Origin of the sequence: Streptomyces sediminimaris, assembly GCF_047049295.1 — a bacterium.
GTDB lineage: Bacteria > Actinomycetota > Actinomycetes > Streptomycetales > Streptomycetaceae > Streptomyces > Streptomyces sediminimaris.
Genome location: NZ_JBJWOT010000001.1, coordinates 2,065,696 through 2,078,229, shown reverse-complemented (window position 1 = coordinate 2,078,229; position 12,534 = coordinate 2,065,696). Strand labels below are relative to the sequence as shown.

Here is a 12,534-nt window from a genome sequence, read left to right as displayed (position 1 = left end):
ATGGCCCAGCAGTCCTGGCCCTACGCCGCCTATAACACGGGGGCGGTGACCGACGCCGAATACGAGGTCCTGGCCAGCCGGTTCTCCGACGATGGCGTGTATGGCGACCCGACCGACACCGAGGTCGTCTCCGCCGGCACGGGACTGTCCGTCGACGTGCGCGCGGATGTGTATGCCAGCGTGCGCGGTCACGGCTGGCACTCGGGCACGACCGCCGTGAACCTGCCCATCTCGGCGAACAGTTCTGGCTCGACGCGGGTGGATCGGGTGGTACTGCGTCTGGATCGCGCCGACTGGACTGTGGCTGCGGCGATCCGTGAAGGCACGCCAGGGGCTGGCGCCCCGCCGCTGGTTCAGGACGTAGGTGACTACAGCTCCGGCGTGTACGAGATTCCCCTCGCCACGGTGACCGTCCTCAACGGGGCCTCCGCGGTGAGCGTGACGCGCGGCGAGCTGTATGTCGGCGCCCGTGTGCGCCCCGCTCTGTCGTCGGCGCGCAACCCGACGCCGGTGCGTGGCGAGATGGTGTTCGAGACGGATACCGGGCGCACGCTGCAGTGGACGGGCAGCAGCTGGCGGACCATTGCCGACGACTCCGGTGTCATCGTCGTCAACTCCGCCTTGTCGGCGTGGGATTACACCGTCGACAGCATCCTGCAGAAGCGCAACGGCAGCGTTCACCTGCGCCTCGGCTCGTTCGAGCGGAAGGCGGGCACTCTCAGCGGGTCGAGCATCAGCCGTCTGCCGGTGCTCATCCCGGCCGCCTACCGGCACCCCAGCCGCGATCAGTACGGCATCTGCTACACCACCGGCCTCGAGGTCAGCCGCGTCATCATCTACGCGGCCAGCAGCGATCGGGCCGGGCAGGTGTGGCTGACCAACCATCCGACCATCTCGACGGGAGACTTCGTGCTGCCCGGCTCCGGTATCAGCTGGGTGGTGGACTGACCATGGCACGCTCAACGTTCGGCGCGACCCTCGCCGACTACGTGGTTCAGCCCTCCGACGGCCTGTGGGCCGTCGCCCCCACCGCCACCGTGACCTTCTGGGACGCTGCCGAGGCCGGCACCCAGTACACCGACCTCCTCGACGCCTCCAGCACACCCATCACCACGGTGACGGCGGACGAGTACGGGTTCATCCCCGAGTTCCAGGGCCCGGACTCCGTGACGGGCATGTGGGCGGACGCGGGCGGCAGCAGCCGTGCATGGATCCAGGCCCGCGGTACCGGCTCCGGGGGCGGCAGCTCGGCCGCGTTCACGTCGCTGGTGCGGGTGGTCGCCTCGGCGACCGCGCCTGCCGACGTGCGCGCCGCCGCCTCCTACCTGTGCGACGGCACCGCGGACGAGGTGCAGATCCAGGCCGCGATCGACGACGCACAGAACGACACCGGTGGGGGCATCGTCCAGCTGTCGACCGGCGACTTCAACCTCAGCGCACCGGTCCAGATCAACGGCACCGCCAACGAGGACAACCCCCAGTCCGTCATCGTGCAGGGCAGCGGGGAGTTCACGACGATCCTGCGGCCCGCGCTGGACGTCAACGCCATCGCCATCTCCAACTGGGCCCAATGCCACATCCGCGACCTGGGCATCGTCATCTCCGGGGCAGGCAAGGGGATCGTGGCGACCGCGGTCACCACCGCCGGCGAGACCCGCAGCTTCTGGGACTCCAGCTTCCGCAACCTGCGGATCAACGGCGAGTACACCCCCACCTACACCGGCTGGGCGATGGACCTGGAGATGCCGTTCCGGTCGGTGTTCGACAACATCGAGATCGAGGGCGTCCGCAACGGAGTCCACATCAGCAACGACAGCTCGGTGCAGAACGCCGGGGACTGCACCTTCAGCCGGTTCTTCATCGAGCTGGTCGGCGACGGCGGCACCGCGATCCACGTGGAGTCGATCACCGGCAACATGAACCAGAACAACTGGTCCATGGTCGAGGCCGGCGCCAACGGGGCCGGCTGCACGGGCATCCTCCTCGACGGCGCCGCCGGCAGCGCAAGCCAGCGGTTCTGGGGCTGCAACCTGGAGCAGTTCGCCACCCTGATCAACGTGCAGACCGGCGAGTCCAACGTGTTCGACCTGAACTACGTGACCTGCAAGACCGGCGCGGCCGGGAACAAGGCCTTCGTGGTCGGCGCCAACGCCTGGAACAACAAGGTCTCCGCGAAGTGGGTCAACGTCGCGACCGGCGACTCCCTGTCGCTGATCGAGGACGCCAGCACGGTCAGCGAGGCGCCGAACGTCTTCGAGGCCATCCGCGTGGAGGCCAACTCGGGCAGCACGGTCACCTACAGCACGGTCGCGTCCACGGTGCTGCGGGACATCGTCGGCCTCGACACCGGCACCCTGCAGGCCGGCCTGCAGCGGTACCCGCGCACGGACACCTCTGGCCCGCTGTGGACCCCGGCCGATCACGGGCTGCTGTCGTGGACGCAGGACCCCGCGACCCTCGGCGCCGGCACCGACACCATGACGGCCGGGGTGCTGTACCTGATGGCCGTCAAGGTCGCCGACCCCACCGTGGTCACCAACGTGCACATCGGCATCGGCGAAGCCGGAGCGGGGCTGACCGCCGCGCAGAACTTCGCCGGCCTCTACGACTCGGCGGGGACGCTGCTGTCCGGCAGCGCCGACCAGAGCGCGACCTTCGCCTCGGCCGGGCACCACGCCATCGCCCTCTCCTCGGCACAGACGCTGGATCCGGGCGTGTACTACGTGGCGGTCCTCGTCAACGGGACGACGCCGCCGCAGCTGGTCCGTGGTCACTCGTACTCGTCGAGCACGCTCAACGCTGGCCTCACCGCGGCCAACGCCCGGTTCCTGACGTCCGGGACCGGGCAGACGGCGCTGCCCGCGTCGGTGGCGCTCGCCTCCGGCGACACGGACTACGTCGCCCGCTGGGCAGCCCTCAGCTGAGCCTCTGCCCAGCACCCCTACGCCCCGCGCCGTCTGGCTGGGGCTTTCTCTATGCCCTGGAGGGGCCGATGTCGCAGCAACAGCCGTCCGTCGGGCGGGTCGTCCACTACGTCAGCCACGGCACCCCGGTCCGCGAGGACGGCAGCCAGGCGTTCCCGCCCGCCTGCCGTGCCGCGATCGTCACCGAGGTCGATCCCGACGACTCGAGCAGGGTCGGGCTGTCCGTGCTCAACCCGACCGGCCAGTTCTTCCACCCGCTCGCCGCCGGCGGCTGCACGCACGTCGCTGTCGACGAACAGCCGCCAACGGGCGGCACGTGGCACTGGCCGGAGCGTGTGTGATGGCGAGCATCCCTGGCCTGGACTACGCCTGGTCGCATCCGGGCGGTGCGGCGGTGAAGGCAGCGGGCAAGAAGTTCGCCTGCCGCTATCTGTCCCCTGACAGGAGCAAGAACCTGTCCCGGGCAGAGGCCGACGACCTGGCGGCGCACGGTGTGTCGAGCGTCGTGGTGTGGGAGTCGACCGCGAAGCGCCCCCTGTCTGGCAAGAGCGCCGGAGCCGAGGACGCGAAGGCTGCGGCCGCGCAGGCGGCGGCGTGCGGCATGCCCTCGTCGAGGCCGATCTACTTCGCCGTCGACTTCGATGCCACCCCCGGCCAGCAGACCGCTATCAACGCGTATCTGGACGGCGCTGCCTCGGTGCTCGGCCGGGCCCGGGTGGGCGTGTACGGCGGCTACTACGTCGTCAAGCGCGCCCTCGATGGCGGCCACGCGAAGTGGGCATGGCAGACGTTCGCTTGGTCGGGCGGCCAGTGGGACAAGCGGGCCGCCATCAGGCAGGGCAAACAGGCCAGCATCGGCGGCGTGTCCTGCGACCTCAACACGGCACTCGCCGACGACTACGGGCAGTGGATGCCCGGCATCACACCCCAGGAGGACGACATGCAACTTGGCGACCAGGTCCCGCTCGGCGACTGGGTTCCGCGGCACTGGCCGACGGACAAGGGCCTCGCGGACAAGAAGATCCCCGTCTGGGTGACGCTCGGCTCCGGGTACGCGCACTCGCGGATCGCGCACGAGAACACCGACAAGCTCGTCGCCATGGTGGCGAAGCTCCAGGCGTCGGAAGCCGCGCAGACCGCGGCCATCACCGCGATGGCGCAGGCCCTCGCCCGGGTCGACACGGCCATCGACGTGCCCGCCCTCGTCGCCCAGGTGCGGCAGGAGGTCACCGATGCCGCCAGCAAGGCGCTCGAGGGCCTGCACATCAGCGTCACCACCACCCCGGAGGGCTGAGCCGTGAAGCTCTCGAAGTACTGGAAGGCCGGCGTTGCCGGCGTCGTGGCCGGGGCCGGCGCGCTGGGCACTGCGGCGCAGGACGGCATGGTCACCGGCGCGGAGGGACTCACGATCGGCGGAGCAGTCCTCGCCGCGGTGCTGGCGGTGTGGCGGGTGCCGAACCGGGAGACGGCGGTGAGGCCAGCAGATGAGTGAGGGAACGACGGGCGTGGCAGCCATCGATTCGGTTGTGGCTTGGTCTGTCGGCGTCACAGCGCTCATCGGGCTGGCCGTGCTCCTGATCCGGCTGCTGCGTGCGGTGCTGCGGATCGCCGACCGTTTCGACCAGGCGTGGGAGGACTGGTCCGGGTCCGAAGAGCGGCCCGGGGTTCCGGCCCGGCCGGGGGTGATGGCCCGGCTGGGGCAGCATGACGAGCGGCTCGCGGATCACGAGGTGCGGATCGCTCACGTGGAGGGGCAGCTGTCGGACGGGGGCGACTCGTGAGCGCGGCGGGCTGGGTGTGGGGCGGCATCCTGGCCGCGCTCGGCCTGCTGGCTGCGCTGTGGTCCGGGTTCGAGGTGCGGGGCATCCTGTCCCGGCGGCAGGGTGACACGTTCTCGGAGTGGATCAGGCCGTGGGCGAAGCGGCATCCGTGGCTGTTTCGGTGGCTGTGTGTGGTGGTGCCTGCCGCGGTGGGCGTGGTGGGTGCGTGGCTTCCGGGCCACATTCTGGGGTGAGGGCGATCGGCCCCCTCTCAGCCTGCGGGCTGGGAGGGGGCCCTTTCGTCATGCCCGGGGCCGCTCATTCCTCGTCTGGCGGCTGTCCCACGTAAGTGCCGCGGCCGGGGACCGTCCAGACTGCGCCGTCTTCGACCAGGACGGCGATGGCGCGCCGCACTGTGGAGCGGGCGAGCCCGTATTCCTGCACGAGGCGTGTCTCGGAGGCGATCGGCCGGCCGTCTGTCCAGTCTCCGCGGGCGATGCGGGCGCGGAGGATCGCGGCGAGCTGCCGGTACGGCGTGACGGGCCCCTCGTGGTCGATCTGCGCGTCTGGATCTGTGGCCATGGCTCGACGCTAGGCAGGGGACCATGGGGCGGCATTTCGAGATCCGTAGCGGTACGGATCGATGCGGAGCGAGACAGGCCGATACAGGTGGGTCTACGCTGCGAGGACATGAGAAGGCCCCCGCGGCTGCCAGGCCCGGGGGCTGGCCGACTGGTTGGAGTCGACATGGATGAGAGTACGCAGACGGCACGCACCGACGGAACCCCCACCGCTGCCGGCTACGGCTGGTGTTCCTGGCACGAGGGCTCCAGCGCCGACGTCCGGCTGATCCGGGTTGAGGAGGTGGGCTCCGGGCCTTCGTCCGCGGGGAACCGGTTCGCGTGCGGCCCGTGCCGGGCCAGGCACCACCTGGTCCCGTTCGCCGACCGGCCGTGAAGCTCCCGCCCGCCGCACGGCTGACGCGCGCCCAGCACTCCGGCTGGGCCTGCGTCTTCTGTCACACGACGCTCGGCGAGGGGGCGGTGTCCGTCGGCCGCGCCGAGGGTCACGAAGGGGCGCACGACCTGAGCGTTGAGGTCTACGCCTGTCCCACCTGCGCGCCGCTGGTCGGCCCGCACCATGCACAGAGGTCGGGAGTCACCCCGTGAGCACGACCACCTTGCCCCGTGTGCCGAACGGGCACCGCTACTGCTGGGCGGAGAATCCGCGCACGCACGTCCGCTGCACCGAGCCGATAGGGCACCCGCCGAGGGACGGCGGCGGCGGGCACTGGCACGCGTACACCCGCACCAGTTGGTGAGGCTCCCGCCGCTGGCTCACGCCGATGGCGCCGGCGGCGGGATGAGGGCGGCCGCCTCCGTCCCCCGCGGGGGCGGCCGCTCAGCGCACGAGGTCGGCGAGCGGTACGCCGAGCGCGTCGGCGAGGAGCAGGAGGTCGACGAGTGTGGGAGCGGTGGCCGCGGTTTCCCACCGGTGGATCGTCTTGTGGTCACGGCCGACCAGCTCGCCGAGGTCGACCTGGGAGAGGTCGGCGTCGCGGCGGCGGTCTCGGATCCGCGTCCCGATTGCCTGCTGTCGGCTGGGCACCCAGTCGGGTAGGGGGTCGAGCGGCACCCGTACACGCTGAAGTGATCTTGATGGGAAGTCTTTACCACCCGTGGTAAATCTGCTGATCTTGGGTATCCAGCGGATATATGCAACTTGAGTTCAACCAGATCTCAACAGCGTGTAGCGAGAAACCATCCGCGTGTGATCGAATGCGAATATGCCGATCGCACTTACGTTCGGAGAAAGTGACTGCTCCTGCGCCCGGAATGGTCACCTGCTCCCATACTCGGCGCGGCCCCGGACCTCGCTCGTCGCCGGAAGCGCCGCCCGCCCGCCGTGAGCACCCCCTCGTCGGCGGGCGGGCGGTCTGCGTCTGTTTCCGATCGGATCGTGTTCAAACTCGCCCGAATGAGTGACAAGCGCCCCGTGACATGAGCACGAAGCGCGCGTTGGACAGGGTGGCCAGGGTGGGGTAATAAGCCCGCCTCCCCGGGTGGCGGCCCCACCCTGGTCCCCCGACTGTGAAACACGAGGGCCTCCGCAGATGCTGCGGAGGCCCTCGTTGTGTCTGCCCAGTGATCGACTGGGGAGAGATTGGGAAATAGTCGGGGCGAGTGATCTCGAAGCGCCTCTAGTCTCCTCTAGTTATCTCTAGAGGGGGAGGGGCGCTCTCGATTCGCCTTCCATCTTCATGAGTGGCACGCGACCAGGGCGCGCGGCTGCAGAACGTCACCTGGCTGGGCTGCTCAAGGCTCCTGACCTGCGTGTTCTCACAGCGACTGCGCGGCCGGCTTCACCATGCTGCGCACCGTGCGGCCCTTGACGAACTCGCCGAGCGCCGTCATCTCCCACTCGCCGGAGAACTGGCGGATCAGCTTCGCCATCATCACGCCGGTCTGGGCCTCGGCGTTGGTCAGGTCGAAGCGGACCAGTTCCTCACCGGTCGTGGCGTCCAGGAGGCGGCAGTAGGCCTTGGCGACCTCGGTGAACTTCTGCCCGGAGAAGGAGTTGACCGTGAAGACCAGGCCGGTGGCCTCCTGCGGGATGCGGCCGAGGTCGACCACGATCGTCTCGTCGTCGCCCCCGCCCTCGCCCGTGAGGTTGTCGCCGGAGTGCTTGACGGCGCCGTTGAGGATGGACAGCTTGCCGAAGTAGCAGCTGTCGATGTGGTTGCGCTGAGGCCCGTAGGCGATGACCGACGCGTCCAGGTCGATGTCCTTGCCGCCGTACGCCGGCTCCCAGCCGAGGCCCATCCTGACCTGGCTGAGCAGCGGGCGGCCGCCCTTGACGAGGGAGACCGTCTGGTTCTTCCGGAGGCTGACCCGGCCCTTGTCGAGGTTGATCTTCCCGGCGCCGGGAGCGGGGGCCGCGGCGGGCGCGGCCTGCGGAGGCGGCGGCGTGGTGGACACGGGCGGGGCCGCAGGCGGCGTGGCCGGCCGGGGCGGGGCGGCCGCGGCCGGTTCCTCCACCGTGACGCCGAAGTCGGTGGCGATGCCGGCCAGGCCGTTGGCGTAGCCCTGGCCCACGGCGCGGGCCTTCCAGACGCCGCCGCGCAGATAGATCTCCACGACCACCAGTGCGGTCTCCGCGCCGAGCCGCGGGGGTGTGAAGGTGGCCAGGACGCTGTGGTCGTCCGCGTTGCGCAGGGTGGCCGTCGGCTCGATGCCCTGGAACGTCTGCCCCTGGGCGTCCGGGCTGGCGGTCACCACGATCTTCTCGATGCCCGGCGGGAGCGCGGCGGTGTCCACGGTGATCGCGTCCGGCGCCGTGCCGCCGCCCGAGCGGTAGGTCACGCCCGGTCCCGCCGGCTGGTTGTAGAAGATGAAGTCGTCGTCGGAGCGCACCTTGCCGTCGCCGGTGAGCAGCAGGCCCGATACGTCGAGCCGCACCGGGGCGCTGACGTCCACCGTCACGCGGGCGGTGGGAAGAGGGATGTTCGAGCCGGGGGTCATAGCTGTCATGCCCCTTGAACGAGCGAGGGTGCTTTACCGTTCCCTTACCCTTCGATCAATCGGGGGAGTGCCCTTCGATCAATCGGGGGAGCCTGCCGGCCCGGCCCCCGGCCCGTCTCCCTACGGCACCACCACGATCTTGCGGCCCACCCCCGCCGCGAACTGCTCCAGGGCCTCCGGGTAGCGGCTGAGGGGGATCCGGTCGCTGATGAAGGTCTCCGGGTCCAGGACGCCGCCCGCGAAGAGCTCGGCGGCACGCTCGAAGCTGTGCAGGACCGCCATGGAGCCGGTGATGGTGATCTCCTGGTTGTAGATGCGGTACGGGTCGATCGTCACCCGGGTGGCGTAGTCGGCGACGCCGAACTGCAGGAACGTGCCCGCCTTGGCGACCCGGTCCAGGCCGTCCTGGATCGCGGCCGCGTTGCCGGTGGCGTCGATCACGACGTCCCAGCCCTGGGGGCGGTCGAGTTCGTCCGGGTTCGCCGCCGAGGCCGTGACGCCGAGCCGGCGGGCGGTCTCCAGGCGCGTCGGGTTCAGGTCCACCACGTCCACGCTCGCCGCCCCGGTCCGCTTGGCGAGCTCCAGCATCATCAGGCCCATGGTGCCCGAGCCGTAGATCAGCACGTGCGCGCCGAGGCGGGCCTGCAGGATGTCGTAGCCGCGGACGGCGCAGGACAGGGGCTCCACCAGGGCCGCGTCCTCGGTGCGGACGTGTTCCGGCAGCTTCACGCAGTTGGCCACCGGCGCGACGGCGAACTGCGCCGCGCCGCCGGCGGTGGTGACGCCGATCGCGGCCCACCGCTCGCAGAGGTTGTTGTGGCCCGCGCGGCAGTACCGGCACTCGTAGCAGTACAGGGACGGGTCGACCGCCACCCGGTCGCCGACCGCTACCTCCGTGACCTGGGTGCCGACGCCGACCACCTGACCGGCGAACTCGTGCCCGGGCACGATCGGCAGCTTCGGCGCGAACTCGCCCTGGAGGATGTGCAGATCGGTGCCGCACAGGCCGCAGGCGGCGACCTCGACGACGACCTCGCGGGGGCCGGGTGTCGGGTCGGGGACCTCGGTCACGACGGCGCGGCCCACGGACTCGATGACGGCGGCCTTCATTTCACGGCTCCAAGCGACAGGCCCTGGACCAGCTTGTCCTGGGCGGCGAATCCCGCGGCGAGCACCGGCAGGGAGATGACGAGCGACGCGGCGCACACCTTCGCCAGGAACAGGCCCTGGCTGGTGATGAAGCCGGTCAGGAACACGGGGGCGGTCTGTGCGACCACGCCCGTCAGGACTCGGGCGAACAGCAGCTCGTTCCAGCTGAAGATGAAGCAGATCAGCGCCGTCGCGGCGATGCCCGGCAGGGCGATCGGGGCCACCACGCGGGCCAGGATGGTCGGCAGGCGGGCGCCGTCGATCTGCGCCGCCTCGATCACCGCCACCGGGACCTCGGCGAGGAAGGACTGCATCATCCACACCGCGATCGGCAGGTTCATCGAGGTGTAGAGGATGACCAGCAGCCAGATGTTGTCCAGCATCCCGGTGTTCTTGGCGAAGAGGTAGATCGGCAGCAGGCCCGCCACCACCGGCAGCATCTTCGTCGACAGGAAGAAGAACAGGACGTCCGTCCACTTCTTCACCGGGCGGATGGAGAGCGCGTAGGCCGCCGGGAGGGCCAGCAGGAGCACCAGCAGGGTCGAGGTCACCGAGGCCATGACCGAGTTGATCAGTGCGGGCCAGGGGTCCGCGCCGCCGCCCGCGCCGAAGAACTCGCGGTAGCTGTCCAGGGTCAGCGACGCGCCGAAGGACGGCGGGTTGGTGGCGGCGTCCGCCTCGGAGTGGAAGGACGTCAGGGCCATCCAGGCGATGGGCAGGAAGAACACCAGTCCGACCAGCCAGGCGACCAGTCCGAGCCCCGCTCCGCCGCGCCGGCGGGGCCGGTCGGTCGCGGTTCGTGCGGCGATCGTACTCATGCGCGGGACACCTCCTCGCGGAACAGGGACGACACCACGCGCAGGGCGAAGGTGGCGATGATGATGGAGCCGATGACCACCAGGACGCCCGCGGCCGACGCGAGGCCGTTCTCGTGCGCCTGGTAGAAGGTCTGGTAGACGGTGTAGGGGAGGTTGGCGGTGCCCAGGCCGCCCGAGGTGATGGTGAAGACCGCGTCGAAGTTCTGGACGATGTAGATCGAGCCCAGCAGGGCGCCGAGTTCGAGGTAGCGGCGCAGGTGCGGCAGCGTCAGATGGACGAAGACCTGCCAGTCGTTGGCGCCGTCCACCCGTGCGGCCTCGAGCTGTTCGCTGTCGCGGCTCTGCAGCCCCGCCAGCAGGATCAGCATCATGAACGGCGTCCACTGCCACACCAGCGAGGCCTCGACCGCCAGCAGCGGGGTGTTGGAGATCCAGTCCGGCTGCGGGCCGCCCACATAGTGCAGCAACCCGTTGAACAGGCCGTACTCAGGGTTGTAGAGCACATGCTTCCAGAGCAGGGCGGCGGCCACCGGCACGATCAGGAACGGGGCGATCATCAGCGTGCGGACGACGCCGCGGCCCCTGAACCTCCGGTTGAGCAGCAACGCGATGGCCAGGCCCAGCACCAGGCTGGCCAGGACCACGCTGACCGTCAGCAGGATCGTCGTCCACACCGAGTGGCGCAGATCCGGGTCGCTGAGGACCTGCTGGTAGTTGTGGACACCGGTGAAGTGGCGATCCTTCGGATACAGGGCGTTCCAGTCGAAGAACGAGATCACCAGGGTGGCCACGAACGGCAGCTGGGTCACCACGATCATGAAGACCAGCGCCGGCAGCAGCGGGGCGCGCACGGCCCACGCGCGCATACGGTTGGGGGGCCGGGTCGCCGGCCGCGCGGTGGCGGTGGCGACCCGGGGCGAGGTGGTGGCTGTCATGATCCCTGGTACTTCTTTCCGACGGCCTCGGCGAGCTGCTGGGACTTCTTCAGCGCACTGTCCACGGACTGCCGCCCGGCGATGGCGGAGCTCAGCTCCTGGGACACCTTGGTGCCCAGGTCGGTGAACTCGGGGATGTCGACGAACTGGATGCCGGGCGCGGGACGGGGCTGCACACCCGGGTCGTTCGGCTTGGCGCTGGAGATGGCGTTGCGGGTGACGTCGGCGAAGGCCGCCGCCTCCTTGCGGTACTGCGGGATGTCGTAGGTCGAGGAGCGCTTGCCGGCCGGCACGTTCGCCCAGCCCGCCTTCTCGCCCACGAGCTTCTCGTAGTCCTTGCCCGAGGCCCACGAGATGAACTTCCAGGCGTCGTCGGCGTGCTTGGACGCCTTCTGGATGCCCCACGCCCAGGTGTAGAGCCAGCCGGAGCTGTCGGTCTTGTCCACCGGGGCCGGGACGTAGCCCATCTTGCCCTTGACCGGGGAACCGGACGCCTCCAGCGAGCCCGCGCCGGAGGTGGCGTCGTACCACATCGCCGTCTTGCCCTGTGTGGTGTCGTTGAGGCACTCGGCGAAGCCGGCCTGCGGGGCACCGGACTCACCGTGCTTGCGCACCAGGTCGACGTAGAACTGGGTGGCCTTCTTGAAGGCGGGGGAGGTCAGCTGGGCCTGCCAGTTCTTGTCGAACCAGGTGCCGCCGAAGGTGTTGACGACCGTGGTCAGCGGAGCCAGCATCTCGCCCCAGCCGGGCAGCCCGCGCAGACAGATGCCCTTCATCCCGGGCTCGGCGCCGTCCACCTTGGCGGCCAGGTTCGCCACCTGCTGCCAGGTGGGCTTGGCCGGCATGGTCAGGCCCTTCTTCTGGAAGACGTCCTTGCGGTACATCAGGAAGGAGGACTCGCCGTAGAAGGGCTCACCGTAGAGCTTGCCGTCCGCCGCGGTGAGGGCCTGCTGCATCGGCTTGAGGATGTCCTGCTGGTCGAAGGCGGTGTCCTTCTTGACGTACGAGTCGATCGGGTGGAGCCAGCCGTTCTTGGCGTAGATCGGGATCTCGTAGTTGCTGAGCGTGGCGACGTCGTACTGGCCGGCCTGGTTGGCGAAGTCCTGGCTGATCTTGTCTCTGACGTCGTTCTCGGGCAGGACGGTGAAGTGCACCGTGATTCCCGTGTCCTTGGTGAAGTTGGCCGCGGTCAGCTTCTGCAGCTCCACCATCTGCGGGTTGTTCACCATCAGCACGTTGATGGAATGGGACGAGGACCCGCCGCCACCGCCGGCGCCCGAACAGGCGGCGAGCAGGGGGGTGATCATCGTTCCTGCGGCGGCCGCCGCAAACAGGGCGCGGCGGCCGCGTCGGCTCTGGGTTCGCATGGGGAGCTCCTGGTACTTATGCGGATACAAGGGGCGCACGCGCGCGTACGCGTGCCGTTC

16 protein-coding genes are annotated in these 12,534 nt (G+C 69.7%); 9 read left to right on the top strand and 7 right to left on the bottom strand.

What is annotated here, in order from left to right:
- The 7 genes from ACJ9NR_RS09710 to ACJ9NR_RS09680 all read left to right on the top strand — a co-directional run bounded on the left by ACJ9NR_RS09710 (window position 1) and on the right by ACJ9NR_RS09680 (window position 4,938).
- Entirely contained in the window at window positions 1-948 is a 948-nt protein-coding gene (locus ACJ9NR_RS09710; protein ID WP_412487101.1) for a hypothetical protein, read from the top strand.
- Window positions 949-950: 2 nt separating this feature from the next.
- Window positions 951-2,924: a hypothetical protein gene (locus ACJ9NR_RS09705; protein WP_412487100.1), complete on the top strand. Its 1,974-nt coding sequence runs from the start codon at window positions 951-953 to the stop codon at window positions 2,922-2,924.
- Between the two features lie 68 nt (window positions 2,925-2,992).
- Entirely contained in the window at window positions 2,993-3,265 is a 273-nt protein-coding gene (locus tag ACJ9NR_RS09700; protein WP_412487099.1) for a hypothetical protein, read from the top strand.
- The gene (locus ACJ9NR_RS09695) at window positions 3,265-4,218 is read left to right on the top strand and encodes a glycoside hydrolase domain-containing protein (RefSeq protein WP_412487098.1); all 954 of its coding nucleotides are present in this window, start codon (window positions 3,265-3,267) and stop codon (window positions 4,216-4,218) included. Before ACJ9NR_RS09700 ends, ACJ9NR_RS09695 begins: the two co-directional genes overlap by 1 nt.
- 3 nt (window positions 4,219-4,221) lie before the next feature.
- On the top strand, window positions 4,222-4,416 hold the full coding sequence (locus tag ACJ9NR_RS09690) for a hypothetical protein (RefSeq protein WP_412487097.1): 195 nt from the start codon (window positions 4,222-4,224) through the stop codon (window positions 4,414-4,416).
- Between the two features lie 13 nt (window positions 4,417-4,429).
- Window positions 4,430-4,705, top strand: coding sequence for a hypothetical protein (locus tag ACJ9NR_RS09685; protein ID WP_412487096.1), 276 nt, complete (start codon window positions 4,430-4,432; stop codon window positions 4,703-4,705).
- On the top strand, window positions 4,702-4,938 hold the full coding sequence (locus ACJ9NR_RS09680; protein WP_412487095.1) for a hypothetical protein: 237 nt from the start codon (window positions 4,702-4,704) through the stop codon (window positions 4,936-4,938). Before ACJ9NR_RS09685 ends, ACJ9NR_RS09680 begins: the two co-directional genes overlap by 4 nt.
- 64 nt (window positions 4,939-5,002) lie before the next feature.
- Here ACJ9NR_RS09680 and ACJ9NR_RS09675 read toward each other — a convergent pair whose 3' ends face one another.
- Entirely contained in the window at window positions 5,003-5,266 is a 264-nt protein-coding gene (locus tag ACJ9NR_RS09675) for a GntR family transcriptional regulator (RefSeq protein WP_412487094.1), read from the bottom strand.
- Window positions 5,267-5,431: 165 nt separating this feature from the next.
- On the opposite strand from ACJ9NR_RS09675, the gene ACJ9NR_RS09670 reads away from it, so the two are divergent.
- Together ACJ9NR_RS09670 and ACJ9NR_RS09665 are read left to right on the top strand one after the other, a co-directional pair.
- Entirely contained in the window at window positions 5,432-5,641 is a 210-nt protein-coding gene (locus ACJ9NR_RS09670; protein ID WP_412487093.1) for a hypothetical protein, read from the top strand.
- Between the two features lie 208 nt (window positions 5,642-5,849).
- The gene (locus ACJ9NR_RS09665) at window positions 5,850-6,005 is read left to right on the top strand and encodes a hypothetical protein (protein WP_412487092.1); all 156 of its coding nucleotides are present in this window, start codon (window positions 5,850-5,852) and stop codon (window positions 6,003-6,005) included.
- An 80-nt stretch (window positions 6,006-6,085) separates the two neighbouring features.
- On the opposite strand, the gene ACJ9NR_RS09660 is transcribed toward ACJ9NR_RS09665, so the two are convergent.
- From ACJ9NR_RS09660 to ACJ9NR_RS09635, 6 genes are all read right to left on the bottom strand, one after another.
- The gene (locus ACJ9NR_RS09660) at window positions 6,086-6,319 is read right to left on the bottom strand and encodes a helix-turn-helix domain-containing protein (RefSeq protein ID WP_412487091.1); all 234 of its coding nucleotides are present in this window, start codon (window positions 6,317-6,319) and stop codon (window positions 6,086-6,088) included.
- 704 nt (window positions 6,320-7,023) lie between these two features.
- Complete coding sequence (locus tag ACJ9NR_RS09655) at window positions 7,024-8,205, bottom strand: TerD family protein (protein WP_412488791.1); 1,182 nt, start codon at window positions 8,203-8,205, stop codon at window positions 7,024-7,026.
- 120 nt (window positions 8,206-8,325) lie between these two features.
- The gene (locus ACJ9NR_RS09650; RefSeq protein ID WP_412487090.1) at window positions 8,326-9,315 is read right to left on the bottom strand and encodes a zinc-dependent alcohol dehydrogenase family protein; all 990 of its coding nucleotides are present in this window, start codon (window positions 9,313-9,315) and stop codon (window positions 8,326-8,328) included.
- Window positions 9,312-10,172: a carbohydrate ABC transporter permease gene (locus tag ACJ9NR_RS09645; RefSeq protein ID WP_412487089.1), complete on the bottom strand. Its 861-nt coding sequence runs from the start codon at window positions 10,170-10,172 to the stop codon at window positions 9,312-9,314. Before ACJ9NR_RS09645 ends, ACJ9NR_RS09650 begins: the two co-directional genes overlap by 4 nt.
- Entirely contained in the window at window positions 10,169-11,107 is a 939-nt protein-coding gene (locus ACJ9NR_RS09640) for a carbohydrate ABC transporter permease (RefSeq protein WP_412487088.1), read from the bottom strand. Before ACJ9NR_RS09640 ends, ACJ9NR_RS09645 begins: the two co-directional genes overlap by 4 nt.
- On the bottom strand, window positions 11,104-12,474 hold the full coding sequence (locus ACJ9NR_RS09635) for an ABC transporter substrate-binding protein (protein ID WP_412487087.1): 1,371 nt from the start codon (window positions 12,472-12,474) through the stop codon (window positions 11,104-11,106). The genes ACJ9NR_RS09640 and ACJ9NR_RS09635 overlap by 4 nt, the downstream gene beginning before the upstream one ends.
- Window positions 12,475-12,534: the final 60 nt, after the last annotated feature.

Excerpts from the sequence above, each read along its gene's own strand:
- ACJ9NR_RS09710 (WP_412487101.1), top strand. The coding sequence starts at position 1 with ATGGCCCAGCAGTCCTGGCCCTACGCCGCCTATAACACGGGGGCGGTG.
- ACJ9NR_RS09705 (WP_412487100.1), top strand. The coding sequence starts at position 951 with ATGGCACGCTCAACGTTCGGCGCGACCCTCGCCGACTACGTGGTTCAG.
- ACJ9NR_RS09700 (WP_412487099.1), top strand. The coding sequence starts at position 2,993 with ATGTCGCAGCAACAGCCGTCCGTCGGGCGGGTCGTCCACTACGTCAGC.
- ACJ9NR_RS09695 (WP_412487098.1), top strand. The coding sequence starts at position 3,265 with ATGGCGAGCATCCCTGGCCTGGACTACGCCTGGTCGCATCCGGGCGGT.
- ACJ9NR_RS09675 (WP_412487094.1), bottom strand. The coding sequence starts at position 5,266 with ATGGCCACAGATCCAGACGCGCAGATCGACCACGAGGGGCCCGTCACG.
- ACJ9NR_RS09670 (WP_412487093.1), top strand. The coding sequence starts at position 5,432 with ATGGATGAGAGTACGCAGACGGCACGCACCGACGGAACCCCCACCGCT.
- ACJ9NR_RS09655 (WP_412488791.1), bottom strand. The coding sequence starts at position 8,205 with ATGACCCCCGGCTCGAACATCCCTCTTCCCACCGCCCGCGTGACGGTG.
- ACJ9NR_RS09650 (WP_412487090.1), bottom strand. The coding sequence starts at position 9,315 with ATGAAGGCCGCCGTCATCGAGTCCGTGGGCCGCGCCGTCGTGACCGAG.
- ACJ9NR_RS09645 (WP_412487089.1), bottom strand. The coding sequence starts at position 10,172 with ATGAGTACGATCGCCGCACGAACCGCGACCGACCGGCCCCGCCGGCGC.
- ACJ9NR_RS09640 (WP_412487088.1), bottom strand. The coding sequence starts at position 11,107 with ATGACAGCCACCACCTCGCCCCGGGTCGCCACCGCCACCGCGCGGCCG.
- ACJ9NR_RS09635 (WP_412487087.1), bottom strand. The coding sequence starts at position 12,474 with ATGCGAACCCAGAGCCGACGCGGCCGCCGCGCCCTGTTTGCGGCGGCC.